Here is a 24,354-nt window from a genome sequence, read left to right as displayed (position 1 = left end):
TGGCGTGCAGCCCGGTGTGGCGTGGGACACATCTTCCAGCAACCTGGTGAGCTCCCAGAAAACTTCCAGCTGGGCACCCGATCCCCCACGGCCGCAACGGTTTTCGGCACATGCGGGGCGGCGACATACTAATTTCTGCGTAACACGACGGAAACATCTGAGTCACCACCGAGAAACGACGACCCCGTAAGGTCATCCTCGGCGCACGGCGCTGGAGCCGTCGCGAGAGAACACATCGATGGAGGATCCATGTTCACCACGGCCGATGAGGTCTTGAAGTTCATCAAGGATGAAGACGTCGAGTTCGTCGACGTCCGCTTCTGTGACCTTCCCGGGGTGATGCAGCATTTCAACGTCCCCGCGGCCACCCTCGACGAGGATGCGCTGAAGGAGGGCGCGATGTTCGACGGCTCGTCGATCCGCGGCTTCCAGGCGATCCACGAGTCGGACATGAAGCTCATCGCGGACCCGACGAGCGCTTACCTCGACCCGTACCGCAAGCACAAGACGCTGATCATCAACTTCTCGATCGTCGACCCGTTCACCGGCGAGCCCTACTCCCGCGACCCGCGCAACATCGCGGCGAAGGCCGAGGCCTACCTGAAGTCGACCGGGATCGCCGACACCGCCTACTTCGGCGCCGAGGCGGAGTTCTACATCTTCGATGACGTCCGTTTCGAGACCAAGGCCAACGCCGGCTACTACTACATCGACTCCGTTGAAGGCGCCTGGAACACCGGCCGCGAAGAAGAGGGCGGCAACCTCGGCTACAAGCCGCGCTACAAGGGTGGCTACTTCCCCGTCGCCCCGGTCGACCACTTCTCGGACCTGCGCGACGACATCAGCGCCCAACTGAGCGAGGTCGGCCTCAACGTCGAGCGCGCCCACCACGAGGTCGGCACCGCCGGTCAGCAGGAGATCAACTACACGTTCGGCACCTTGCTGCAGTCCGGCGACGATGTCATGAAGTTCAAGTACGTCGTCAAGAACACCTGCTTCGCGGCCGGCAAGACGGCCACCTTCATGCCGAAGCCGATCTTCGGTGACAACGGTTCGGGCATGCACACCCACCAGTCGCTCTGGAAGGACGGCAAGCCGCTCTTCTACGACGAGAAGGGGTATGGCGGTCTGTCCGACCTGGCCCGCTGGTATGTCGGTGGGCTGCTCAAGCACGCTCCGTCGCTGCTGGCATTCACCAACCCGACGGTGAACTCCTACCACCGCCTGGTCCCGGGCTACGAGGCTCCGGTCAACCTGGTCTACTCGGCCCGCAACCGCTCGGCCTGCATCCGCATCCCGATCGCGGGCACCTCGCCGAAGGCCAAGCGCATCGAGTTCCGCATCCCGGACCCGTCGGCCAACCCCTACCTGTCCTTCGCGGCGCAGCTGATGGCCGGCCTGGACGGCATCAAAAACCGCATCGAGCCGCCGGAGCCGGTCGACAAGGACCTCTACGAGCTGCCCCCGAGGAGCACGCCAACATCGAGCAGGTCCCCGACTCGTTGCCGGCCGTCCTCGACGCGCTCGAGGCCGACCACGACTTCCTCACCGAAGGCGGCGTCTTCACCGAGGACCTCATCGAGACCTGGATCGAATACAAGCGCCTCAACGAGGTCGACCCGCTGCGTTTCCGCCCGCACCCGCACGAGTTCGAGCTGTACTACGACATCTGATCCCCAAGCTGGCCGAGTAGCAGCCGAGGTACGAGGCTGCGTATCGAGGTCGCGCTGTGCAAATGCCCCGGATCACAATGTGATCCGGGGCATTTCGTGCGCCTGCGCTTCCGGCGCTGGACCATGCCAGACGGGAGCTATACCTCCCGTTTGGCATGGTTGAAAATCAGTCAGAGCTTGGTCATCTTGCGGAACGGGCTGGGAACACGCACGGTCGTGGTGCCGAAATCGACCTTCACCGCTTCGGGCTCGCGGCCGATGACGTGCCCCATGCCGTAGGAGTCATGACAGACAGCGTCGCCGCATTCGAACTGCTCGATCTCCACCTCGGCGGCCGGTTGGAAGGGACTACTTGTCAGATGGCGCCGTCGTGCGGGGGAAGAGGTCATACCTAAGTATGCGCCCAAATCTGAGGGTGCCGATCGCCGCGAGCACTCGATCCCCCGCAAGTCGCCGATCTGGCCGGTCCGATATGTTGCGATTCCGCCGGACTAGACATCAGACACGCGCGAGACAATCACAGCCATGAAGTTGCGCCAGGTCACGACCGACGTCTTCCTCGTGGAGGGCACAGCCTCCAACTGGGTGCTGATCCGCGACGGCCAAGACCTCACACTCATCGACGCCGGCTACCCGAAGGACGTTGACGGTCTCGTCGCGTCGGTGCAGCAGCTCGGCCACCGGATCGAGGACATCCGTGGGGTGCTGATCACCCACGCACACATCGACCACGTCGGCGCCATACCCGCGTTGCTGCAGCGGCATCAGGTCCCGACCTACGCCGACGAACACGAGTTGCCGATGCTCCGCGGTGAGCGACACGAGCAGGCCAACACGTGGGACGTCGTGTCGCGGTGCTGGCGACCACGGGTCGCCAAGTGGGCGATCACGATCGCGCGCGCCGGAGCACGCACCGACATCCGCCTCCCGGAAACGCAATCCCTGCAGGCGAATTCGCCGTTGGATCTGCCGGGCGCACCGCGTGCCGTCCCGTGCCCTGGCCACACCTCGGGGCACACCGCGTACGTGCTCGCGGATGCCGGCATCGTCGTTACCGGCGATGCGCTCATCACCGCGCACCCCATCGTCGCGCGCTCCGGGCCGCAGCAACTGCCGGCGTTCTTCAGTCACGCCCCTGCGCAGACCGACGCCGGCCTCGACGCCCTGGCACGCTTGGACGTCGACACGGTCCTGCCCGGGCACGGTCCGGTATGGCGCGGGTCGATCAAGGCTGCAGTAGACAAAGCACACGACTCGGTGTCGACGGACTTCTCACAAGGCGCTCTCTAAACTGGTCCCTGCAATGATTACGTTTGTCAATACTATCGTTCCGCGATACCATTGCAGCGTGATCCGGTCCTTCAGAGACAGTGCCACTGAGAAGGTCTGGAAGCGAGAGCACGTCCCGGCGTTCGGACCAGAGTTGCAACGAGCCGCCCAAAAGAAGCTTCGCCTTCTGAACGCCGCCTCCGAATTGAACAGCCTCCGAGTGCCGCCGGTAACCGTTTGGAGAAACTGTCCGGCAATAGATCCGGCCAGCATTCGATCCGCATCAACGACCAATATCGGGTCTGCTTCGTTTGGTCTGAGAACGGCGCCGACGATGTCGAGATCACCGACTACCACTGAAAGGACCAACCATGAGCAAGGCACATGAGCCAATCACGCCCGGCGAGATTCTGCGCACCGAGTTCCTGGATCCCCTCGGCATCACCCAGTACCGCCTGGCACAGGCGACAGGTCTTCCGCAGACGCGGATCAGCGAGATCGTTCGGGGCCGACGTGCGATCACCACCGATACCGCGTTGCGCTTGGCGAAGGCCCTCGGTGTTGACGATCGCTTCTGGATCAACATCCAGACCGACTACGACCTTGAGATTGAGCGCGACCGACACGGCGCCGAGCTGGCTCAGGTGACGACGCTCGTCGCAAGCTGAACGAACGGCCGGTCGGGCCGGCGCACCAGCATCGCGGGGCCGCGGACTTTCCTGTTTCGCCAATGCCGAGCAGGAGCCATGCCTCCTCGTCGGCATCGGGCAAACCGTGTCACTCAGTGCGTGGCGGTCAGATCCCAGTTCACCGGCCCAGAGTCCTTGCCCCTCAAGAATTCGTTGGCGTCCGAGAACGGATGAGACTTCTTGAAGAGCGTCTCCTTCTTCGAAGTCCAAGCCGCAGGGTGTGCGGACTGAATCACTTTGTGGCGTTCGCCAATCTGAGCCTTCTTTACCTTGTCGATGGCGTCGGAGCCCCACAGGAGAAAGGCGACATGGTCGCATTCCTCGTTGACCACTTGGAGCACCCGGTCGGTGAAACGCTCCCAGTGTTTGCGATGGGCAGCCGAGCCGGCAGTTCCCTCTTCCACGGTGAGTGCGGTGTTGAGTAGCAGTACGCCCTGCTTCGCCCACGGGCTCAGATCTCCATCGGCGGGTCGACTGAAGTCGAGGTCGGGGTCAGCCTCAAGGTTCCGGTAGATCGCGCCGAGCGAGCGGGGAGGTTTGACTCGTGCAGGCACTGAGAACGCCAGCCCGTTGGCCTGGCCTACCTGCGGATACGGGTCTTGACCAAGAATCACAACCCGCACGCTCTCGAGCTTGGTCAGGTGGAACGCTCGAAACACTTGGTGCTGTGGCGGAAACACCCTCGGCGCGTCGGACTCGTAGATCTCTGAGACAAGCTGGTCGACGTCTCGATCGAAGCCATGCCGGACCAATGCGCCCGCCCAATCTTCCGGCAGCCTCGATGCGTCGCGCGGGTCACTCATCGACAGTCCTCTCCTTGGGGTCGACCCACGCCTGGAACAACGGGATCCGGTCCCAGGCTCCTCCGCGAGCAATGGCGATGACGGCGTGGGGCCGGTCAAACGTGAGGACCACCTCCCGGATCGTGCGAAACTCCGGTCTCGGCAAAGCGTTGCCGACGATGCCCAACGCGGTCACCGCGGCAGCGCTGAACCCCTCATCGTCGTACGTCGCGGAGACGTTCTGGCGGCAGCTGAGATCGGAGCGCTCCGGAAGGATCGCCTGGATTGGCTGCGCCACCAGGCCGACCCCCGGCGCCGCGTCGAGGTCATGTGTGTCGGAGACCGACCATTCGGGCAATCTGGCTTCCCATACGTGCGATCCTTCGGCGGGCACGTCTCCCCAGAACTCACGCATGGTCTCGTGAGAAGTCCACGCATGGCCGCGCTCGACCGCATCAGCAGGCAGTCGGTCCGGGAAGGAGTTGTTGCGCAGGCCCCCGTCGTCGAGAGTGGCAACAACTTCGTCAACAGCGAGCCACACGTCCGCAGGGGCAACGTCCGGAGCTGCGATAACACTAATGACATCCACTTCGTCGTCGGTGTCGGGTCGAGCGACCGCTACCAGCCCGACCGACGTGTCGACCACAGCCTGCAGCCCCCGGCGAGCACGAGCATGTCGTCGTCATCATCCCGGCTCACGCGCGCGCTCCACCGCGGCGTCAGCACCAACGCGGACGCGAGGATGAGCATCGTGTCCTGGTCGATGTCGAGAGGAAACGTCCGGACCACGCCTCTCGTCTCCCGCTGCGCCCACTCGTCAAGTGCTTCCTTCGTGGGGAGCTTCGTCACCACAACAGGGAGATCCCCGGAGAGGACGACATCCTGACGCAGCCACGCACCCAGCGCGGTCGCGACAGTCGGGTGCGGCTCGTCAAGCAGTTGTGTCGCAGCCGACTTCGCTTCCGAAGGAGTGAGCCCCAGAACGTTGCGAAACGCGGCACCGTCGGTGACCACCGGGGCGAGACTCGCCAGCAGGAGCCACAGCCCGGCATACGACACTGCGCTCGTCTCGTCGCCGTGCAGGCTCGTTCGCACGCTCGCGCCGTACTGTCGTATGGCGGCCGCGACATCCGCGTTGGGGAGGTTGGTGTTCATGGTGCCCCGACGGTAGCGAAGACGTAGGACAACATCGTCCGCAATGGCGTTTTCATGGAAGCGATCAGTCAGTCGCGCAGAAGTCTGGTCGCCAGCCGGCGTACGCGATCTGCTGCCCTGGCCGGCACCGGCTTGCCCTCGTTGAGATACGACCGGACAACAGCGATCGGTAGCTCGAACATCGCGAAGGCCACCTCATCGCCGGGCCGGCCGCTGCTCTTCGCGACGGTGCGCACCGCCGACTGGATCTGCTTGTCCCGCAACGCATCCGCGGCAGTGAGCAGCTCACGATCGGCGGGCGGCCAGGCGTCCGATCCGAAAGCCCGGTGGCCGGCTTGCAGAACGGCTGCCTGCGCCGGATTCGCGCGGCACCAGTCGACGCACCACACCGCGGCGTCGATCGCCGACTCGGTCGTCACCTTCTCGCCGAGGACCTCGAGAAAGCCGGCCTCGAAGTCGTGCGCCGTCCGCAACCACAATGCCGCGAGCAAGGACGCGCGGTCCGGGAAGCGGTGATAGATCGAACCGCTCGGCGCTCCGAGCTCACTCGCGACGGCGGTCATCGTGACGGCCCGAATCCCGTCACTGGCAAAGAGTTTCGCGGCCGCGACGAGCATCCCGTCAACACTGTATGTCGGTGAGCGCCCCATGTTCTGGAGAATATCCTCTAGCACTTATAGAGAGCAATCTCTAGAATCACGGGTATGCCGAACGACTCCCTCGCCTTCGCCCAACAGGTGCTCGACGCCCAGCCCTTCAATCAGCTTGTCGAGGCTCAGCTGACGGCGTTCGAGGACGGTCACGCCACGCTCGAGCTCACCGTCGAAGAACGTCACCGGCAGCAGTTCGGCCTGGTCCATGGCGGCGTGCTGTCCTACTTGGCGGACAACGTGCTCACCTTCGCCTGCGGCACCGTGCTCGGCCCGAGCGTCGTCACCGGTGGCTTCACGATCAGCTATTTGCAAGGTGCCCGCGAGGGCATCCTGCGCGCGAGCGCCACTGTGCAGCACCACAATTCGCGACTGGCAGCGGCGACTGCCGAGATCGTGTTACACGAACCGGACGGTTCGGAGCGGCTGTGCGCCATCGCCCAAGGCAGCGTCCTGTCCACCAGCAAAAATCCCGACTGATGGCGGATGCCCGTCAGCGCAGGGCCGACAGCGCCGTCCACTGCTTCCACGACAGCGCCCAGTCGTAGAGCTCGGTGCGCTCGTCGGCGAGCTTGACCTTCGTCCCGCGCACGTCGACCGGGTCACCGTAGATCGCGGTTTGGTAATAGGCCTTGCCATTTGCCGTCGACAGGTTGATGCAGCCGTGCGAGACGTTCGTCTTGCCTTGCTGCGCAACGGTATCCGGGTTGGCGTGGATGAACTGGCCGTTGTTGTTGAAGCGCACGGCCCAGTGCTCGATCTCGTCGTAGTGGAACAGCGTCGACTTCATCTCGACGGTCTGCTGCTTGTCCGTCACGATGTTGATACCGCTGCGGGTGTTGCGGATCGGGTCCGAATTCAGCCCGTATGACGCGGGGTACGTCGCCACCTTGGCGCCGTCGCGGTAGATCACGATGTTGTGCTTACGCGCGTCCGCGATGACGATTTGCGAGCGCCCGATCGTGAAGTGCCAATCCAGATCCTGCACTCCGGTGATGCCGCCACCCCAGTCGAGGTGGGCGAGCGGCAGGATGACGTGGACCTCGGTGTGCGCCGGCCAATACTGCTTGGTGCGGAAGTGGACCGTGGAGTTGGGCGCGTTGTCGGGCAGCCAGGCCCATGAACCGAGCGCCGGCTTCCAGGCACCGGTCGAGCCGACCGGGCGCATCAGGACTTGCAAGTTCTTCTCGACCGCGGCCTGGTCGGTCACCTTCGCGCTGAAGTTGACCACGATCGGCGCGGCGATGCCGACAGTCATGTCGACACCGATGTTCGCGGTTGCGCGCACGGTGCTGGTGGCGCTGGTTGAGGCAACGGTGCCGTGGCTGGACGCGCCGGCGGAGGTGATCGCCGTCCAGGACCAGGAAGCGCCCGGGCCGATCGGCCCGATGCTGGCCCAGGAGGTGCCGTCCTTCGCGAGCTGTCCGCTGACCAGCTGACCGTCGCTGTCCTGCACGGTCATTGACCGTAGCCGCGCGGACGCGGTCAATGCGAGCGGCGCACCGAACGGCACCGCTCCGCTCTCGAGGCCGGCAACGGTGACCGTCGCCGGTTTCGCCGGGGGCGTCGTCGTGGCCGATGGGGTGCTCTCGGCCGGCTTCGACGCGGCAGGCTGGCCCGCGCCCTTCTGGCCGTCGCCGCATGCCGCCGCACCGGCCAGCACCGCCGTGGCGAGCGCGCCACCCATCGCCACACGTCGCGTCAGTCCATCGGACACGTCATACCCCTCACGAGACCCCCTCACGAGCATTCGAGCAGCCATCAGGGTAGATCGCCGGCGGCAGACATCGACGAACCTGGCGCGCCACTCACAGGGAAACGAAACCGAATCGTCATACAGCGCGGGTCAGGCGCGCCGAGAGCCGATCTTCCACAGCAACGCCGCGACGGCTCCGCCACCGACGACCGTGACGACCAGCGGGACAACGGGCCCGCCCTCGCCTTGTGCGTATGACGCTCGGATCGAGCCGCCGGAGCGCCAGGACAGGAACGATCGATCCGACTGCGCCGACAGCACCGCAGTGTTGCTCTGGAAGGAGCCGGTCGAGAACATCGCCATCACGGAGCCAAACGATCCCAATGAGGCGAATGAACCGACCGAGCCGATCGAGAAGGCGGACCCGACTGACCCGATCGAGCAGACGGACTCCGCCGAGCCGATGCTCAGCACGGAGTTTCGGGACGCGAGAGACCAGCGGGACGTCATACCGCGATCGTTTCACGCAACTGTGCGGCCTGACTGGCGAACCTGCTCAGTCGCCGCCCGGGGCAGCCCCGCTCCGACGCGGTGCATGTGGGTGATCGCTGCCCTGTATGACGCAACGGCCGAGCACTCGAGGTAAGGGATCTGGTGGTCCGCGCAGAACTCGCGCACGATCGGCTGCGCGTGCCGCAGGTTCGCACGCGGCATGCTCGGGAACAGGTGGTGCTCGATCTGGTAGTTGAGCCCGCCGAGAATGGCGTCGGTCACCGGTCCGCCGCGCACGTTGCGTGAGGTGAGCACCTGCCGCAGCAGCGGATCTCGTGCTTCGTCCCCTTCCAGAATCGGCATTCCCTTGTGGTTCGGCGCGAAGGAACAACCGAGGTAGAGACCTTGAATTCCCTTGTGAATGATGACGAACAGCAACGCTTGCGGCCACGTCATGGTGAGCGCGAGGAGCAGAACGTAGGCGATGACATGAGTCGCGAGCAGGACTGTCTCCACGGGCCTCAGGCGTAGTCCCGGCGCAAACAGCGCACGGACGCTGGCGATGTGCAAATTCAGGGCCTCGAACACCAGCAAGGGAAAGAAGAACAGCGCTTGCTGACGCGTCCACCAGGCGGCTGCTCCGCGACGCGACGTGCCCTGGGTGATGTCCCAGATCAGGACGCCGCCCCGCACGTCCGGATCGGTCTCCAGATCATTGGGGTGCGCGTGGTGCGCATTGTGCTTGTGGACCCACCAGCCGTAGCTCAGACCGCTGAACAGATTCGCGGTCACCAGGCCGAGGACTCTACTGCGGCCGGCATTCCGCGTGACCTGCAAATGACCGACATCGTGGCCGATGAAGCCGATCTGGGTCGAGATCACTGCCAGGACCGGCGCCAGCGCAAGGAGCCACCACGAGTCGCGATGGGTGGCCATCACTGCGACGGCCGATCCCAGGATCAGCAGGCAGATTGCCCCGTAGCCGGCGTAGGTCCACGGTCGCGGACGCAACAACCCTTCGGCGCGGATCTGGCGCGCCAGGGCGCCATACCCACCCGTGCGGGCGATTGTCGGCGGCGGCCGTGGCGATTGTCGGGTCGATGTCAGATCAGTCATTTTGTTGCCCTCCAGGCGCGCTGGCCGCAGGTATGACGGGCGCAGGCTCGGCGCCGTAGTCACCGAGCACGATGGCTGCAAATTTGGCGTCGGTGCCGGAGGGTATGACGGTGAGCACCAAGTTGGTGAAGCCGGTCAGCGACAGATCGATGTTCTCCGGGTACCGGGCGTTGTTGAACCAGCCGATCTTGGTGATTCCGAGCGGCGTGTGGATCTTGCGCGGCCCCGCTTTCCACATGTCCTTTGCGTAGGTGGCGTGCGCGATACGTTCGTGGAGAACGGCATTCAGTGCGACGTCGAGGTCGGCCAGCTCGGTCGCCAGGTTCGTGCTCTGCGGCCACCAGGCCCCATCAGATGGCCCGGTCCCCCTGTTGGCGGACAAGGTCCACCGGGTGGGCACCCTGGTCGGTGCCTTGTCGGCGGTTGGTGTGGTGGTCGTGGTGACGGTGTCAAGCATGACTGCCCCCTTCGGGAGCGAGAACAACTCCGAAATCGAGTTGCGGTGATCGGGCGGCCGGGAGGTCCCTGGTCGCCATTCGTAGGAAATTTGCAGGCCCCGCGGTTGCGGGATCGACACGGACCGCGCTGTATGCCGGGCCGGTTGGACGTGCGCGAGTCGTGGCGCTACGGATACATGGTGAGGGGTTGGCGCATCTCGGCCACATCCCATCTGCGGCCCGAACGTGCAAGCCAGCCTCAACATCGCAGGGCAGGCGGAACACCTTCACATCGGCTCCGCGCGAAACGGTCCCTACGCCTTCAACAGTACGCGTTGTAACGCGTTGTGGGCGAGACCGTCCATTGCCGCAGGGTGCCTATCGGGTCGCTGGGAACTCTGTGGCGAGGAAGTCGACGGTGTTGCGCCAGGCGGCGGCGGACGCTTCGGCGTGGTGGAACGTCGGGTCCGGGTTGTCGAACGCGTGGCCGGCGCCGTCATACGTCTCGAACCGCACTCCCTCGCGATCGACCGCGGCGTGGATCCGCTCGACGACATCGACGGGGATGAAGTCGTCGGCCAGCCCGAAGTGGTGCAGGCTCGGTGCCGTGACGTCGCCTGCGAAATCGAGCAGTCCGGGGATCGCCGAGCCGTAGTAGCTGACCAACACGTCCACGGCGGTCGACGCCGCGACGTTGAATGCCAGGCCACCGCCGAAGCAGAAACCGAGAACGCCCAGACCCCCGCGGATGTGCTCGTCGTTGCGCGCAGCAACAACGGTGGCAACTCCGTCACCGACCGTGGTCGGCCAGTCGAGCTGCTGCATGAGACCCATCGCCTGCTGCATGGCGTCGTCGCGGCTGTAGTCGATCTCGGAATCGTCCAGGCGCCAATAGATTTCGGGTGCGATGACGACGTAGCCGAGCGCTGCAAGATCGGCCGCACGCGCCTGGATGTAGTCGGTGAGTCCGAAGATCTCCTGGAAGAGCACGATGCCCGGCCCGGTGCCCGACTCGGGCAGGAATCGCAGCGCAGGCATCGCGCCGTCAGCAGTGGGTATGTCGATCCGGTCACTCATCACTGCAGTCTGCCCCATCCAAGCTGGTCGAGTAGCGGATGGAGCGAAGCGGGGGAATCCGCGTATCGAGACAGAAGACCTCGAGACACCCCCACCGCTGTGCTCCCCGGCACTCGACCAGCAAAGTCGGCGTACGCTCCCGGAAATGAAGCATGAGCCGGTCCGGCTCGCGGAGATACTGGCGTCGATGTCGCTGGCGACGGACCTCGGTATGGGCCTGCCGGAGGAGCACGTGCTGCGGCAGACGGTGATCGCGGCGCGGCTGGCAAAACTGGCCGGATTCGACGACGACGTCCGGGCCGACACGTTCTACGTCTCGCTGCTCGCCTGGGTCGGATGTCTCGCCGACTCCCATGAGTTGGCAACGTGGTTCGGCGACGACCGGCAGATACGTGCCGACAGTTATGGCGTCGATCGACGGCCGCTGACGATGATGCCCTTCATGCTGTCGCACGTCGGCTCAGGACTCCCACCCGCACAACGTATGGCGATGCTCGGCCGCTTCATGATCGGCGGTATCCGCGACGCGATGGGCACCTTCACCACGCACTGCCAGACGACCGGCGACATCGCCGATCGCTTCGGGATGCACGAAGCGGTGCGCCGGTCGCTGGCACAGGCATTCGAGCGGTGGGACGGCAAAGGGATCCCGGGCGTAGTTGCCGCCGATCGCCTCGAGCCCGCCATCCGGGTGGTCCAGATCGCTGACGACACAGAGGTTTTCGTTCGCTCCGGTGGTGTCGAGGCCGCTGTGTCGGCGCTGCGGTCCGGAAGCGGCCGTGAATTCGATCCGGCGCTGGTCGACCTGGCCGTGCAGCACGCCGGCGAGCTCTTTGCCGGGCTCGAGGACATCGATACGTGGTCCGTCGTCATTGCCGGTTGCGCTCCCCTGGACCGCCCGCTGACCGACCCCGAGCTGACGTCCGCGCTGGAGACCTTGGCGGACTACGCCGACCTGAAATCGCCCTGGTACCTGGGACATTCGCGTGCCGTGGGCGCTCTTGCCCATCGCGCCGCAGCGGCGAGTGGGGCAGTCGACGCCGACCTCGTGAAGCAGGCAGGTCTGGTGCACCGGCTCGGCGCCATTGGCGTGTCGTCGTCGGTGTGGAACAAGGTGTCGCCCTGGTCGGCGAGCGAGCGGGAGCGGGTCCGCACGGTGCCCTACCTGACCGAGCGAGTCCTGTCGCGTCAGCCGACGCTGGCGAAGATCGGACGATTGGCGTCGATGACCCATGAGCGGTTGGACGGCAGCGGTTACCCTCGCGGGCTCTCCGCGACGTCACTCGACGGTCCGGCACGGTTGCTCGCCGCCGCCGACTGCTATCAGGAGTTGGCCGAGGAGCGGCCAGGGCGGGCCGCCCTGCTGCCGGTGGATCGCGCGGCAGCTCTGCAGGCCGAGGTCCGCGCGGGTCGACTCGATGCCGCCGCCGTGGAGGCCGTGCTGCAAGCGGCCGGCCACCGAGTCCCGCGACGCGTCCCGCAGGTCGCTGCGCTCACGACACGAGAGGTCGAGGTGCTCGCCCTGCTGGTCCGCGGTCTCAGCACGAAGGACATCGCCCGCCGACTGACGATCAGCCCGCGAACGGTCACCGCCCACTTGGAGCACATTTACGCCAAGACCGGCACGTCCTCGCGTGGTGCCGCATCGATGTTCGCGTTGCGGCACGGTCTGGTCAGCGCCGAATAGTGCTGTCAGCGCACGAAGATCGGTAGTTCTTCCGATGTGGCGAGGTGCCGGTGCGCCATACAACTGAAGGCATGGATACCAACACGATCACCGAGACCACCACCACGCGGCCGCCGATCACCGGCGAGCTGGTCCACGCGGTCAGCTGCCGCGACTTCCGGGCGTTCGAGCAATGCCTGGCTGACGACGTACACCTGCGCGCGCTCCTGCCGATGGGGCTCCTCGAGCTTGACGGTGCTGCCACCATTGCCGCGAAGTTCGAGACCTGGTTCGGCGGAACCGACAACTTCGCCCTGCTCGAGGCGTCCGCCGGATCGGTCGGCGCGAAGCGCTACCTGCGCTGGCGAATCCGGCTCAACCCGCCCGGCTCACCGAAGCGTGGCCGGGTCGCCGAGCAGCACCTCTTCACCACCGGACACGACAAGATCGAGACGATCGACCTGCTCTGCAGCGGCTTCCAAACCAAGCCGGCCGAGTAGCCACCCAAGCTGGTCGAGTAGGGCGAGGAACGAGCCCGTATCGAGACCGCACACCAAGCTGGTCGAGTAGCGGATGGAGGAGCGAAGCGGGGGAATCCGCGTATCGAGACCCGAGACCTCTCCCCGCTCCTCCGCCTCCTCGGCCACCAAACTCGCTCAAATGCCGGCGGCGTTGTCGACGCCACCACGGACCGGTAGGTCGTCGAAGACCGCGGGCGGCTCGCGCCATACATCCGGCAGCGTGCCGCCTTGAGCGTCCTGCACGGCGCGCCATACGCGTTGCGGGGTGCACGGCAGGTCGATGTGCCGCACCCCGAGGTGGCTGACGGCGTCGACGACGGCGTTCTGCACGGCGGGTGTCGACCCGATCGTGGCGGACTCGCCAATCCCCTTCGCACCCAACGCATTCAGCGGTGTCGGCGTCATCGTTGACGCGGTTTCGAAGTCGACCAGATCGGCGGAGCTCGGCATCGCGTAGTCGGCAAGGGTGCTCGTCAGCGGTTGCCCGTCGGCGTCGAAGACCACCTCTTCGTAGAGCGCCTGAGCGATGCCCTGCGCGAGCCCGCCGTGCTGCTGACCCTCGACCAGCAGCGGGTTGAGCACCCGACCGCAGTCATCGACGGCGACGTGCCGCAGCGGCCGGACGTGCCCGGTCTCGGTGTCGACCTCGACGACGGACACGTGCGCGCCGAAGGGGAAGGTCGAGCCCTCCTGGTTGACGTCGACCCCGGCGGCGAGTTCCTCGCCCGCTTCGCGTGCGGCGCCGGCGACCTCGGTCCAGGTCACGGTGGCTCCGCCAGGCACGCCGGCAACGCCGAAGGTGCCTTCCTCGGTGAGCACGATGTCGTCGACGGCCGCTTCCAGCCGTGCGGCGGCGTGCCGACGCGCCTGGTCGAGCACAGTGGTCGCGGCGGACTGCACGGCGCTGCCGCCCAGCTGCAGCGATCGCGAGCCGCCGGTGCCGCCGCCGCGCGGCACGACGGCGGTGTCGGACTGCACGTAGCTGATCTTGTCCATCGGGATGCCGAGAGCGTCGGACACCAGCATCGAGAATGCCGTCGCGTGGCCCTGACCGTGCGCGGAGGTGCCGGACGACACGGTCGCTGTCCCGTCGTCGTGCACCGTCACCGAGCCGTATTCGGAGCCGCCGCCGGGTGCCGTCACTTCGACATAGACGCTGACCCCGATGCCCAACTGCACCGGGTCGCCGGTCTCGCGACGGCTGGCCTGCTCCTCGCGCAGCTTGTCGTAGTCGGCGAGCCGCAACGCTTCCCGCAGCGGCAGGTCGTAGTCACCCGAGTCGTATGTCGCCCCCATCGGCGTCGTCACCGGAAAACTGTTGGGGTCCAATAGGTTTCGCCTGCGCAACTCGACCGGGTCGATGCCCAACTGGTCGGCGGCGATGTCCATCATCCGCTCTATGTGCGCGGCCGCCTCCGGTCGTCCGGCACCGCGGAACGCCCCCATCGGAGCAGTGTTGGTGACCGCGGACGCGGAGTCATACGCGACGACGGGAACGTCATACACACCGGGCACCATGAGCGCGGTCATGTGGATCGGTAGTGCGCCGCCGAACCCCGCCCACGCGCCAGCGTCGCCGATCACGCGCGCCCGCAGGCCGACGATCTTGCCGGCCTTGGTGAGGCCGAGTTCGTAGTAGCCGACCTGGCCGCGGCCGTGCATGCCCTGCAGGTTCTCCGAGCGTGTTTCGACCCAGGCGACCGGCCGGCCGAGGGTGCGCGCCGCGCCGATCACGGCGGTGTGCTCGGCGATCATGCCGGCCTTGCCGCCGAAGCCGCCGCCGACGTGCGGGGAGATGACGCGCACGGTGTCTTTCGGCAGGTCGAACTCCGCGGCGACCATCGCCTGGAAGCCGTGCGGCATCTGCGTCGACACGTGTATGACGAGATCGTGCTCGTCGTCCCCGGCTGGTTCGACGGCGATCGCGTTGCCTTCCATCGGCATCACCGCGACCCGCTGGTTGACCATCCGAGCACGCACGACGACGTCGGCGCCGTCCAGCGGATCCTCTTGCACCGCAGTGCGATAGCCGATCACCAGGTTGGTGCCCAGCTCGGGGAACTGCAACTCTGCATCCGGGGCGAGCGCGTCCTCGGGATCCACCACTGCCGGGATCGGGTCGTAGTCGACGTCGACCAGCTCGACGGCGTCGGCTGCCGCCGCGCGCGACTCGGCGACGACCAGCGCGACCGGCTCACCGACGAACCGCACTCGGTCTGTCGCCAATGGTGGTCGAGGAACTTTCGGGTTCACCACCATCAATCCGTGGTGCGGTTTGAGCGACAGCTCCGCTGCCGTGTAGACCGCGACGACACCGGGTGAGGCGGCCGCTTCGGTGGTGTCGATGTTGCGAATGTGCCCGTGGGCCAACGGTGATCGCACGAAGGCCGCATGCAGCAGCCCGTCGAGCTGAAGATTGCCGACGAAGGTCGATGCGCCGGTCACCAGGTCGGCGTCTTCGACCCGGCGGACCCTGGTCCCGAGAATTGAACCTGCCATGGACCCGACGCTACGCCCGTCCGAGCCCTTTGCGGGTCGAGTAGCGGCGAGGAACGAGCCGCGTCGCGAGTGGCCACCCAAGCCGGTCGAGTAACGAGACCCCACCAAGCTGGTCGAGTAGCGAGTGGAGGAGCGAAGCGGGGGAACTCGCGTATCGAGACCCTCCCACCCCTTTCAGTCAGAATGACCGCGGCTCCAGTTGCGCTTCTTCGACAACGCCGACAGTCGGTCGAACTCCCCGGCGATCAGCGCCTCACGCTTAGCGCGTCCCCACCCTTGGACCTTTTTCTCGAAGGCATACGCATCGTCGATGTCCGTCCATTCGTGGGCCCAGACGAGCGTCACGGGCATACGCCTTCGCGTGTATGCCGAGCCGAGCCCGGCGTAGTGCTGTGTCATACGTAGATCGAGATCGCGCGTGCTGCCGACGTAATAGGAACCGTCGCCGCACTCAAGAATGTATGTCCATGCCATCCCCACAGCGTGTCGACCGATCCCGCGGAAAACACCGCAGGGACGGTCGGCTGTGGAGAACAATGACGTCTGGCGAGGGATGGGGACGAGATCTCGATACACCTCCTCCGCTGCGCTCCCCGGCACTCGATCACCTTGGCACGCAAGCTGGTCGAGTAGCGGCGAGGAACGAGCGTCGAGACCCACCAACCGACGCCAGATCTCGATACACCTCCCCCGCTGCGCTCCCCCGGCACTCGATCACCCTGGCGGTGCGACCGACACTGGATCACCTTGGCACGCAAGCTGGTTGAGCGGTTCTCTGAGGAGGCCATGAGGACGGGGGTGCACCAGTGAGCGCGCGCCTCGACGGGCAGGCGATGGTACGAGAGCGTGTTCAGCCACACTTCCCCAAAACCCTTGTGATGGCTTCCTTTTCGGACTTGGTCACCCACAGGTGATAGGCGGACTTGACCGCGACCTGCTTGGCGACATACGTGCACCGATAGCTCTTGTTCTTCGGCAGCCAGGTCGCGGCGTCGCCGTCCCGCTTCTGGTCGTTCGCGCGCCCGCTGACTGCGAGCAGGTTGCGCGGGTCGTTCGCGAAGTCCTGTCGTTGCTCGGGACTCAGCTGCTGCGCGCCCTTCTGCCAGGCATCGGAGAGCGCGACGACGTGGTCGATCTGGATGGCGTTGCTGGTCCCCACACCGCGGTGGAAGCTGATCCGCGTGCCCGTGTAGGGATCGACGAGCACGCCGGTCAGCACAATGCACCCGTGGGCGATCGGCTTGAGGGTGATGTCGGACAGGTCGCGGCGCAGGATGTCGTTGCGGGTGTCGCAGCCGTTGTGTCCGAGTGACACGTCGACGTCGTCGCTCCACCGCACCCCGAACTGCTTGCGGTCGTAGCCGGTCTTCGGCGCGCGTCCCTTCACCGGCAGCTTCGCCAGCAGTGCGAGTGTGCGGGCGGTCGTCGGATCGGTCGGACGCGACGTCGGACTGCTCGGAGGAGCACTCGGTGGGACGCTGAAGGTCCATGCCACCGAACCCGACGAGCTGCCTTGCGGGGTTGGTGGCGTGGTGGTCGCGAAGGATGATTTCGTCGACGCGAGCGACGCACTCGGTGAGGCGACGCCGGGCGACCCCGTACATCCGCCGAGCGCGATGGAAGCCAGCGCAAGCGCGCCGACTCCCATCGTGATCCTGGTCCCCACCGGACAGTCCTATCCCAGGACTCGAGTGGCTCCGCGCGCGGGTCGCCGTGGGATCGCGACCTCCTGGGACGATCACTTGTCGTATGGTGCCGCATGGACAACGCTGACCGCGACGAGACTCCGGCCGAACGCGCCGACCGCAACTGGACCGATCTGCTGCAGGAGCTACGAGTCACTCAGACCGGCGTCCAAGTGCTGGCCGGCTTTTTGCTGACCTTGCCTTTCCAGCAACGCTTTTCACAGCTCACTCGCTGGCAGGCAGGGCAGTACCTCGCTGCCGTGTCGTGCGCCGTGATGTCGGTGATTCTGCTCATTGCGCCGGTCAGCGCGCATCGCTGGCTGTTCGGTCACCACGAGAAGACCGTCGTCGTCGTATTCGGTGACCGGATGGCCAAGGTCGGCCTGGCGATGCTCGCGGTGACCATCGCGCTCACGGTCTTCTTCGTCTTCGGAGTCGTCGCCGGCCAGCTTGCCGGGACGGTGGCCGTAACAGTGGTGGCGGTCGCCTTCCTGGCTCTCTGGGTGGTGCTGCCCAGGCGACGGCTTCAGTAGCGGCCGCAGAATCTCCGGCAAAGCGACGTCCGCCAGCACCGAGTAGGTCAGCCGAGCTTGGCCACGGTGAGCAGGATCGCCGAGTCCTCCAACGCCAGGACACTGTGCCGCGCATCCGGCACCTTCAGCAGGTCACCGGAGCGACCGTCCCAGTGCTCGCCGTCGCCGGCAAACATGCGCACCCGACCTCGCAACACGAGCACGGTCGCCTCGCCGGGATTTTCGTGTTCGGACAGTTCCGCGCCCTTGGTCAGGCCGATCACCGTCTGGCGCAGCACTCGTTCGTGCCCACCCACGACTGTGTCCGCGGCGTGGCCGCTGTGCGTGGCGGCGAGCTCGATCTGCTGCCGCGCGAGTGCATCCAAAGAGATCCGTTGCATGCCAGACAGTCTGCGCGCTCACGCACCTCGCTCGCATGCAACGGCGCGAACAAGATGTGCAATCCATGGGCCGCCACGCCTTCACCTCCTGCCGGCTGGTTGTCGTCGGTATGACGCACGCGCCCGCAGCGGCCGCACTGGGTACGGTGAAGTGATGGAGTGCCGGATCGACGATGTCGTGATCCAATACGCCGAGTACGGCGAGGGCGTGCCGCTGGTCGCGCTGCACGGCGTAGGGGTCGATCACCGCGAGCTCGAGGCGGCGTTGGAGCCGATGCTCGCTGACAGTGGCTGCCGGCAGATCTACCCGGACTTGCCGGCGATGGGTGAGTCCACGGCAGATGGCTTGGCGAGCAACAACGATGTGGTCGCGGTGCTGGCGAAGTTCCTTGAGAGCGTTGCTGACAAACCCGTTCTCCTGCTTGGTCATTCGTATGGCGCCTACCTCGCGCGCGGCATCGCCGCACTGCGCCCGGAGCTCGTCGCCGGCCTGGCGTTGGTCTGTCCGTTGTCCGAAAGCGTCGGGCAGCTGCCACCCCGGAGGTGGTCGTCCAGGACGACGCGGCATACGACGAGCTGGGGCCTGAGCAGCAGGCGAGCTTCGACGAATACTTCGTCGTGCGCACTCCGGAGATGGCGCGCCGCTTCCGTGACTATGTCGCACCCGGGATGGCGCTCCTCGACGAGCGCGCACTCACCGACATCTTCACCGAGTGGCCGATCGACATGGGGCGCCATACCTTCTCCCGACCGACCCTGGTCGCAGCCGGATTACACGACACGACAGTCGGATTCGACGATGCCGTGCGATTGCTCGAGGTCTACCCCCGCGCGACGCTGGCGGTGATCGACGGCGCCGGGCACGCGCTGCTGCACGAGCGGCCGCGCGCAGTCGCCGGTCTCCTCGACGACTGGATCGAACGAGCACGCCCAGCTGTCGAGTGACGACAGCGTGATTGCGCGGATACCCGCGCGTCAGCACACTTGAGGCATGAGCCCGATCATCGCGAGCGGCGCCGGACCCCGGCGCTCGAGGCGCACTGCCAACGCTTGGCGCGCAGCCGATCGCGTCGGCGCGCTATTGGAGAAGGCACGTCGTGAGCCATTGGCACCGCCGACGATCGATGCGGAGCGTGCGCAAGAACTGGTCGCGTCGGTGCAGCGCGGTCGCGACGCACGCTGAGCGACTCGTGGCGTCACGCGCTGCGGTGTCGAGCGGGCGAGTCAGTTGACCGCGTGCCGCGTCAGTGCGCTCCCCAGCCTTGCAGGATCGTGACGACGTCCTGGGTAGTGCGGTAGTTCGATCCGGCCCAGGACCCCGTCGAGCGCCACCGCGCCAGCTTGTTGGTGCTCGGCTCGATCACGACCTCGCCCAGTTGTGGTGCCTCAGCATGGAAATCGGTCGACAGACCGGATGGCCGCTGCACCCGCATCTGGTTCGCGGGAATCGACCAGGCCGGGCCCTTGGCGCCGTCCGGGGTGAAGGAGACCTGCCCGCCATACACCTGCAGTTGGCCCCAGCCGTCGGCCATATTGCGCGGGGTCGCCAGGTGGAAGCCGGGCGCGCGCACCTGCGCGAACCAGACGCCCGAGCCGGTCCCGACGTCATACCCGGCGCTGCCCCGGGCCGGGGAGTTGCGGTTGTTGCGCAGCACGTAACAGATGAGCGCGACGACCATCAGCACTGGCAGCACCATGAGGATCCAGGACACGACGCGCATGCGCCCAGGGTGACACAGTCGGACTTCCGTCAGGGCGCGACGACGCCGTGCCCGCGACGGGAGCCGCCCTCCGTCATTCGCTGACCAGCACCTCCTCCTGCTGGGTGTCCGCCGCCCGCATCCGCTGCAGCTTGCGCCGCACGAGCGGCCAGAAGAGCACCAGGACGCCGGTGGCGACCAGGCTCGTCCAGACCTGGGTGCGGCCGGTGTCGGTGGTCAGCATGATCACCACGACGACCAGCACGCCGGCGATCAGGAAGATGTTCAGCCAGGGGAAGAAGCGCACCTTGACGCCCAGGCCGGCGACCTCGTCCGGGGTCATCTTCTGCCGCAACCGCATCTGGGTGAGTGCGATGAAGACATAGACGAAGAGGGCGACCAGGCCGGCCGAGTTCATGATGAAGTCGAAGATGCCGGAGTTGGGCGCCACGAAGTTGGCGATCGCGGCGATGACGCCACCGATGGTGGAGGCGAAGACCGCGACGACAGGCACGCCGTTGCGCGCCCGGTAGCTGACCGTCTTGGGCGCCAGCCCCTTGTCGGCGAGCGCGGCGAACATCCGCGACGCGGAGTAGAGGCCGGAGTTGAGCACCGACAGCACGGCCGAGAAGATCACCAACTCCATGATGTTGGAAGCCGCCGGGATGTTGAACTTCTCGAAGAGCACGGTGAAGGGCGCGTCCGAGACACCGGTCGCGACGGGCAGCTGGTCCCACGGGATGGCGATGGTGATGATCAGGATCGACCCGACGAAGAAGAGCAGCACTCGCCAGATGACGGTGACGGTCGCCAGCTTGACGCCCTTGGCCGGGTCCTCGGACTCCGCCGACGCCATGACGGCGATCTCGGTGCCGAAGTAGGAGAAGATCACCAGCGCAACCCCGGTGAGTATGGCGCCAATCCCCTTCGGCGCGAATCCGCCGTGTTGCCAAAGGTTTTGCACCGCGAAGTTGCCGTCCGGCCAGAGGCCCAGCACGAAGAGGGTGCCGACGACGAGGAAGACGACGATGGCGATGACCTTGATGCTGGCCAGCCAGAACTCCGCCTCGCCGAAGGATCGCACCGAGATCAGGTTGCTCACCACGAAGACGGCGAGCAGCAGCAGGGACCAGGCCCAGGACGGCAACCAGTCGAGCCAGCCGTTGAGCGTGTGGCCGCCGATGACCGCCTCGTAGGCGAGCACACCGACCCAGAAATACCAATAGAGCCAGCCGACGAGGTATGCCGCCCAGTCCCCCATGCCGACGCGTGCGTACTCCATGAACGACCCGATCTCGGGCCGGGCCGCGGCCATCTCGCCGAGCATCAGCATGGCGAGATAGACCAGCAGTCCGCCGGCCAGATAGGACACCACCGCCGCCGGACCGACCGAGTTAACAATGCTGGACGAGCCGACGAACAGGCTCGACCCGATGATCCCGCCGAGCGTGATCATCGTGATGTGCCGCGGCCGCAGCTTCTTGGGGCTGTGTTCGGTTGTCGTATTCGCTTCACTCACAACGGTTTCCGGCTCCTTCTTCAAGCTGATCGAGTAGCGACCGAGGGACGAGGGAGCGTATCGAGGTCCGAGCGTCTCCAGGTCCCACGGCCACCACTTCTGAGGTGGCCGTGGAGTTCGTGAGGAACGAGCGAACGTCTCGAGGTCCCGCGGCCACCACTTCTGAGGTGGCCGAGGAGTTCGTGAGGAACGAGCGAACGTCTCGAGGTCCCGCGCGGCCGCCAAATTGTCGACAACCGAATGTCGCATAGCCGAAGTACCCTCCGTGGCGAACGTGAGCACCCATCTCACAACCCAAGCGGGTCGAGTAGGGCGAGGAACGAGCCGTTCCCTCGGTGGCCGAGGAGCGAGGAACGAGCGTCTTGAGGTCCCGAGCTCCCCCAAGCTGGTCGAGTAGGGCGAGGAACGAGCCCGTATCGAGACTTCGCAAACCGCAGACTTTCCGAACCTCTTTAATTCAGATCCATACAGTCGTACAACTTTGACTCATCACATAGAAGAACGCTTCAACTGTCGATCATCAACGACCCGGACGTCACAGCCGAACTCCGGTGTGCCACAGCCTGTTTGACCGGCCAAGGCACGCCCGCGGCCAGCCCACGGGCTGGGGTTTTCGACAAACCTCAATAACCACATACCGGCACTATGGGAGCAATCCGAGAATTCCCGTCATACTCACTGCACGGCAGGTGTATACCGGATCGGTCGGCCACAAATCCCCGGCCGACCTGAGAAAGGAAACCACCCATGAAAACTAACAAGCGGCTCGGGAGCCTGATGACCCTGGCCGCCGCGGGGGCACTGATGTTCCCCGCCGGTATGGCCTCCGCCGCCCCGCACGGGTCCACGGCCCTTACCTGCACCGGAGGCGACATCGCTTCCGGCACTTACTCCTCCATCACCGTGGCCGGCGCCTGCGCGGTGCCGGCCGGCGCAACCGTCATGGTCACCGGCAACCTCAACGTGCTCAGCGGCGCGATGCTCGACGCCGACAGCGCACCATCCACCATCACGGTCGGCCACAATGTGGTCGGCTACCCCGGCTCTTCGATCGGCCTCGGCTGCACCGCCGCGCACGGCGGCTGCACATCGGGCGGCCCGGACGGCAACGGCCCGTATGCCGGTCAGCAGTCCAGCATCACCATCATGGGCAACGCATCCTTCGATCACGTCTTCAACGCAGCCCTCGACGGCATCACCGTCAACGGCAACGTCAGCTCGGTCGGCGGCGGCGCAGGCGTGGACTTCCTGGATTCATTCCGTTCTCGGTCAAGGACGACACCATCCACGGCAACCTCACCGTGAGTGGGCTGTCCACCACCTGGTTCGGTGTCATCCGCAGCACCATCGACGGCAACGTCGCCCTGTCGGACATCAACCTCGGTGACCCGGACGGCAACGAGATCGTCCACGACACGATCGGGAAGAACCTGATCTGCACCAACATGTTCCCGGCGCCGCAGATCGGCGACGCGGACGACGGCATACCCGACCCGAGCTATCCCTTCAGCACGGTCGGTCGCAACGTCATCGGCCAGTGCGGCTTCGTCCTCGCACCCTGACCGACCTCACCAGGTCACTCCTCTCGGCCCTGGTCGCGCACAGCCGCGACCAGGGCCTCACCTTTCACCGATCCCGGGACAACAATCCCGGCCGGACGGGACACCAGGGCGATGCGCCCGGGACGCGTCGCCCGCGACGCTCAACTGGTCACATTTCCGTCCGAAGGGGAGACCCAGATGAACACCACACAGCGCACCCGATCCGTCGCCGTCGTCGCGGCGGGCGCGGCCGCCATACTCTGCATGCCGCCTGCCGGCGCGGACGCTGCCACGTCGGCACCGATCCGCAACAGCGTCGCCATCACGACAACCGGCATGAATTACCACGTCCACGGTGGTCTCCACCCGGGCATCGCGTCGATCTCCTGGACCAACCAGGACGACGAGATACACATGATGGAGATGGCGCTGCTCAAACCTGGGGTGACGCAAACCCAGCTCGCGACAGCCGCCACGAAGGGCGACAAGGCACTCGACCAGCTCGTGGCCGAGCAGCCCGGCCCTGGCTGGGGAACACCGAACCTGCTCTCCCCCGGCGAAACCGAGACCGTCACGACCCACCTCAGGGCGGGAACGTACGGGCTGCTCTGTTTCGTGATGGGCAAGGACCACATGCCGCACGCGGCGATGGGCATGGTCGCGACGCTCAAGGTCTCCGGACCGGCGCAGTCGGTCGCACCCGCCGCCGCTGGCACGATCTCCATCGACGACAACGGGATTCACTGGCCGAGCGGCTTCACCGGCAAGGGCACGTATGCCGTGCGCGACACCGGCAGGAAGGACCATGCCTTGTCGATCGCCCGACTCGACAAGAGCGTGTCACTGCTGCAGTTCATGGGCAGCGTGAACAACACGATGCAGACCGGCAGTGCGGCCCATGGGGGCTCACTGGTCGGTGGGGTCGATGCCTTGGCAGCGGGCAGAACGGCATGGGTCACTCTCGACCTGTCGGCTGGCCGATACGGCTACCTGTCACCCAGCGACATCACCGGACCGCAACTTCCCAAACAGTCCGGCGAATTCACGCTCGGCGCATCCCCGACCGCCTCGCCGAGTGTGTCGTCGAGCAGTTCGGCACACACCGGCCCAGTGGTGGTCACCGACGGGCCGGCCACCACCGGCAAGTCGGCGAACTGGTTGCTGCTCGCCGGGATCGGCGCGGCTGCGGCTGCCGTGATCGGCGGCGGCACCAGCGTGGGTCGTCGACTGCGGCGACGGTGACCGACCGCGCGGGAGGACGACCTCGGGAAATG

Annotated in this window: 28 protein-coding genes and 1 pseudogene; 13 read left to right on the top strand and 16 right to left on the bottom strand. The window is 65.9% G+C overall.

Annotated features, from left to right (window positions below; all coding sequences use genetic code 11):
• The first annotated feature begins 249 nt into the window (after positions 1-249).
• Positions 250-1,673, top strand: a pseudogene (gene glnA / locus ACFQDH_RS13385) (type I glutamate--ammonia ligase).
• A gap of 170 nt (positions 1,674-1,843) precedes the next feature.
• On the opposite strand, the gene ACFQDH_RS13380 reads toward glnA, so the two are convergent.
• Positions 1,844-2,062 (bottom strand): hypothetical protein, encoded by a 219-nt coding sequence (locus ACFQDH_RS13380; protein WP_382402072.1) that lies wholly within the window; start codon positions 2,060-2,062, stop codon positions 1,844-1,846.
• Between the two features lie 136 nt (positions 2,063-2,198).
• Between ACFQDH_RS13380 and ACFQDH_RS13375 the strand changes: the two genes are divergently transcribed.
• From ACFQDH_RS13375 to ACFQDH_RS13365, 3 genes are all read left to right on the top strand, one after another.
• A complete protein-coding gene (locus tag ACFQDH_RS13375) occupies positions 2,199-2,963 on the top strand; it encodes an MBL fold metallo-hydrolase (RefSeq protein ID WP_382402070.1) in 765 nt (254 codons plus the stop codon).
• A gap of 216 nt (positions 2,964-3,179) precedes the next feature.
• On the top strand, positions 3,180-3,302 hold the full coding sequence (locus ACFQDH_RS13370; RefSeq protein ID WP_382402068.1) for a type II toxin-antitoxin system RelE/ParE family toxin: 123 nt from the start codon (positions 3,180-3,182) through the stop codon (positions 3,300-3,302).
• Positions 3,303-3,313: 11 nt separating this feature from the next.
• On the top strand, positions 3,314-3,610 hold the full coding sequence (locus ACFQDH_RS13365; RefSeq protein WP_382402066.1) for a HigA family addiction module antitoxin: 297 nt from the start codon (positions 3,314-3,316) through the stop codon (positions 3,608-3,610).
• Positions 3,611-3,723: 113 nt separating this feature from the next.
• Here ACFQDH_RS13365 and ACFQDH_RS13360 read toward each other — a convergent pair whose 3' ends face one another.
• The 4 genes from ACFQDH_RS13360 to ACFQDH_RS13345 all read right to left on the bottom strand — a co-directional run bounded on the left by ACFQDH_RS13360 (position 3,724) and on the right by ACFQDH_RS13345 (position 6,218).
• The gene (locus ACFQDH_RS13360; RefSeq protein WP_382402064.1) at positions 3,724-4,434 is read right to left on the bottom strand and encodes a uracil-DNA glycosylase; all 711 of its coding nucleotides are present in this window, start codon (positions 4,432-4,434) and stop codon (positions 3,724-3,726) included.
• Positions 4,427-5,059 (bottom strand): hypothetical protein, encoded by a 633-nt coding sequence (locus ACFQDH_RS13355; RefSeq protein ID WP_382402062.1) that lies wholly within the window; start codon positions 5,057-5,059, stop codon positions 4,427-4,429. The genes ACFQDH_RS13360 and ACFQDH_RS13355 overlap by 8 nt, the downstream gene beginning before the upstream one ends.
• A complete protein-coding gene (locus ACFQDH_RS13350) occupies positions 5,032-5,568 on the bottom strand; it encodes a hypothetical protein (protein WP_382402060.1) in 537 nt (178 codons plus the stop codon). The genes ACFQDH_RS13355 and ACFQDH_RS13350 overlap by 28 nt, the downstream gene beginning before the upstream one ends.
• Before the next feature lie 68 nt (positions 5,569-5,636).
• A complete protein-coding gene (locus ACFQDH_RS13345) occupies positions 5,637-6,218 on the bottom strand; it encodes a TetR/AcrR family transcriptional regulator (RefSeq protein WP_382402058.1) in 582 nt (193 codons plus the stop codon).
• A 54-nt stretch (positions 6,219-6,272) separates the two neighbouring features.
• On the opposite strand from ACFQDH_RS13345, the gene ACFQDH_RS13340 reads away from it, so the two are divergent.
• Positions 6,273-6,698 (top strand): PaaI family thioesterase, encoded by a 426-nt coding sequence (locus tag ACFQDH_RS13340; RefSeq protein WP_382402056.1) that lies wholly within the window; start codon positions 6,273-6,275, stop codon positions 6,696-6,698.
• A 13-nt stretch (positions 6,699-6,711) separates the two neighbouring features.
• On the opposite strand, the gene ACFQDH_RS13335 is transcribed toward ACFQDH_RS13340, so the two are convergent.
• The 5 genes from ACFQDH_RS13335 to ACFQDH_RS13315 form a co-directional block, all read right to left on the bottom strand.
• On the bottom strand, positions 6,712-7,935 hold the full coding sequence (locus ACFQDH_RS13335) for a L,D-transpeptidase (RefSeq protein WP_382402054.1): 1,224 nt from the start codon (positions 7,933-7,935) through the stop codon (positions 6,712-6,714).
• 129 nt (positions 7,936-8,064) lie between these two features.
• Positions 8,065-8,424, bottom strand: coding sequence for a hypothetical protein (locus tag ACFQDH_RS13330; protein ID WP_382402052.1), 360 nt, complete (start codon positions 8,422-8,424; stop codon positions 8,065-8,067).
• 12 nt (positions 8,425-8,436) lie between these two features.
• Positions 8,437-9,522, bottom strand: coding sequence for a fatty acid desaturase family protein (locus tag ACFQDH_RS13325; protein WP_382402050.1), 1,086 nt, complete (start codon positions 9,520-9,522; stop codon positions 8,437-8,439).
• Positions 9,515-9,979: a DUF5994 family protein gene (locus ACFQDH_RS13320; protein ID WP_382402048.1), complete on the bottom strand. Its 465-nt coding sequence runs from the start codon at positions 9,977-9,979 to the stop codon at positions 9,515-9,517. Before ACFQDH_RS13320 ends, ACFQDH_RS13325 begins: the two co-directional genes overlap by 8 nt.
• Before the next feature lie 358 nt (positions 9,980-10,337).
• Positions 10,338-11,036, bottom strand: coding sequence for a dienelactone hydrolase family protein (locus ACFQDH_RS13315; protein WP_382402046.1), 699 nt, complete (start codon positions 11,034-11,036; stop codon positions 10,338-10,340).
• Positions 11,037-11,181: 145 nt separating this feature from the next.
• Here ACFQDH_RS13315 and ACFQDH_RS13310 point away from each other — a divergent pair, with 145 nt between their 5' ends.
• Together ACFQDH_RS13310 and ACFQDH_RS13305 are read left to right on the top strand one after the other, a co-directional pair.
• Complete coding sequence (locus tag ACFQDH_RS13310; RefSeq protein ID WP_382402044.1) at positions 11,182-12,723, top strand: HD domain-containing phosphohydrolase; 1,542 nt, start codon at positions 11,182-11,184, stop codon at positions 12,721-12,723.
• Between the two features lie 71 nt (positions 12,724-12,794).
• Entirely contained in the window at positions 12,795-13,202 is a 408-nt protein-coding gene (locus tag ACFQDH_RS13305) for a hypothetical protein (RefSeq protein WP_382402042.1), read from the top strand.
• A 156-nt stretch (positions 13,203-13,358) separates the two neighbouring features.
• On the opposite strand, the gene ACFQDH_RS13300 is transcribed toward ACFQDH_RS13305, so the two are convergent.
• The 3 genes from ACFQDH_RS13300 to ACFQDH_RS13290 form a co-directional block, all read right to left on the bottom strand.
• Entirely contained in the window at positions 13,359-15,722 is a 2,364-nt protein-coding gene (locus ACFQDH_RS13300) for a xanthine dehydrogenase family protein molybdopterin-binding subunit (RefSeq protein ID WP_382402040.1), read from the bottom strand.
• A 174-nt stretch (positions 15,723-15,896) separates the two neighbouring features.
• The gene (locus ACFQDH_RS13295) at positions 15,897-16,196 is read right to left on the bottom strand and encodes a GIY-YIG nuclease family protein (RefSeq protein ID WP_382402038.1); all 300 of its coding nucleotides are present in this window, start codon (positions 16,194-16,196) and stop codon (positions 15,897-15,899) included.
• A gap of 376 nt (positions 16,197-16,572) precedes the next feature.
• The gene (locus ACFQDH_RS13290) at positions 16,573-17,388 is read right to left on the bottom strand and encodes an HNH endonuclease family protein (RefSeq protein WP_382402036.1); all 816 of its coding nucleotides are present in this window, start codon (positions 17,386-17,388) and stop codon (positions 16,573-16,575) included.
• Positions 17,389-17,481: 93 nt separating this feature from the next.
• Here ACFQDH_RS13290 and ACFQDH_RS13285 point away from each other — a divergent pair, with 93 nt between their 5' ends.
• Entirely contained in the window at positions 17,482-17,940 is a 459-nt protein-coding gene (locus ACFQDH_RS13285) for a DUF6328 family protein (RefSeq protein ID WP_382402034.1), read from the top strand.
• Positions 17,941-17,987: 47 nt separating this feature from the next.
• Here ACFQDH_RS13285 and ACFQDH_RS13280 read toward each other — a convergent pair whose 3' ends face one another.
• Entirely contained in the window at positions 17,988-18,320 is a 333-nt protein-coding gene (locus ACFQDH_RS13280; RefSeq protein WP_382402032.1) for a cupin domain-containing protein, read from the bottom strand.
• 154 nt (positions 18,321-18,474) lie between these two features.
• Between ACFQDH_RS13280 and ACFQDH_RS13275 the strand changes: the two genes are divergently transcribed.
• Positions 18,475-19,167 carry an alpha/beta fold hydrolase gene (locus ACFQDH_RS13275; RefSeq protein ID WP_382402030.1) on the top strand — a complete coding sequence of 231 codons (693 nt, stop codon included), beginning with the start codon at positions 18,475-18,477 and terminating at the stop codon, positions 19,165-19,167.
• 144 nt (positions 19,168-19,311) lie between these two features.
• Positions 19,312-19,503, top strand: coding sequence for a hypothetical protein (locus ACFQDH_RS13270; RefSeq protein ID WP_382402028.1), 192 nt, complete (start codon positions 19,312-19,314; stop codon positions 19,501-19,503).
• Positions 19,504-19,564: 61 nt separating this feature from the next.
• Here ACFQDH_RS13270 and ACFQDH_RS13265 read toward each other — a convergent pair whose 3' ends face one another.
• Complete coding sequence (locus tag ACFQDH_RS13265) at positions 19,565-20,041, bottom strand: hypothetical protein (RefSeq protein ID WP_382402026.1); 477 nt, start codon at positions 20,039-20,041, stop codon at positions 19,565-19,567.
• Between the two features lie 73 nt (positions 20,042-20,114).
• Positions 20,115-21,539 (bottom strand): amino acid permease, encoded by a 1,425-nt coding sequence (locus tag ACFQDH_RS13260; RefSeq protein ID WP_382402024.1) that lies wholly within the window; start codon positions 21,537-21,539, stop codon positions 20,115-20,117.
• Between the two features lie 747 nt (positions 21,540-22,286).
• Here ACFQDH_RS13260 and ACFQDH_RS13255 point away from each other — a divergent pair.
• From ACFQDH_RS13255 to ACFQDH_RS13245, 3 genes are all read left to right on the top strand, one after another.
• Positions 22,287-22,844 carry a hypothetical protein gene (locus ACFQDH_RS13255; RefSeq protein ID WP_382402022.1) on the top strand — a complete coding sequence of 186 codons (558 nt, stop codon included), beginning with the start codon at positions 22,287-22,289 and terminating at the stop codon, positions 22,842-22,844.
• Positions 22,841-23,101, top strand: a complete 261-nt coding sequence (locus ACFQDH_RS13250) for a hypothetical protein (protein WP_382402020.1) — start codon at positions 22,841-22,843, stop codon at positions 23,099-23,101. Before ACFQDH_RS13255 ends, ACFQDH_RS13250 begins: the two co-directional genes overlap by 4 nt.
• A gap of 177 nt (positions 23,102-23,278) precedes the next feature.
• A complete protein-coding gene (locus ACFQDH_RS13245; RefSeq protein WP_382402018.1) occupies positions 23,279-24,322 on the top strand; it encodes a cupredoxin domain-containing protein in 1,044 nt (347 codons plus the stop codon).
• Positions 24,323-24,354: the final 32 nt, after the last annotated feature.

It is taken from the genome of Flexivirga alba (assembly GCF_042661025.1).
Taxonomy (GTDB): Bacteria; Actinomycetota; Actinomycetes; order Actinomycetales; family Dermatophilaceae; genus Flexivirga; species Flexivirga alba.
Note: the sequence above shows the minus strand (reverse complement) of the source record. Positions and strands in the feature narration are given on the sequence as shown.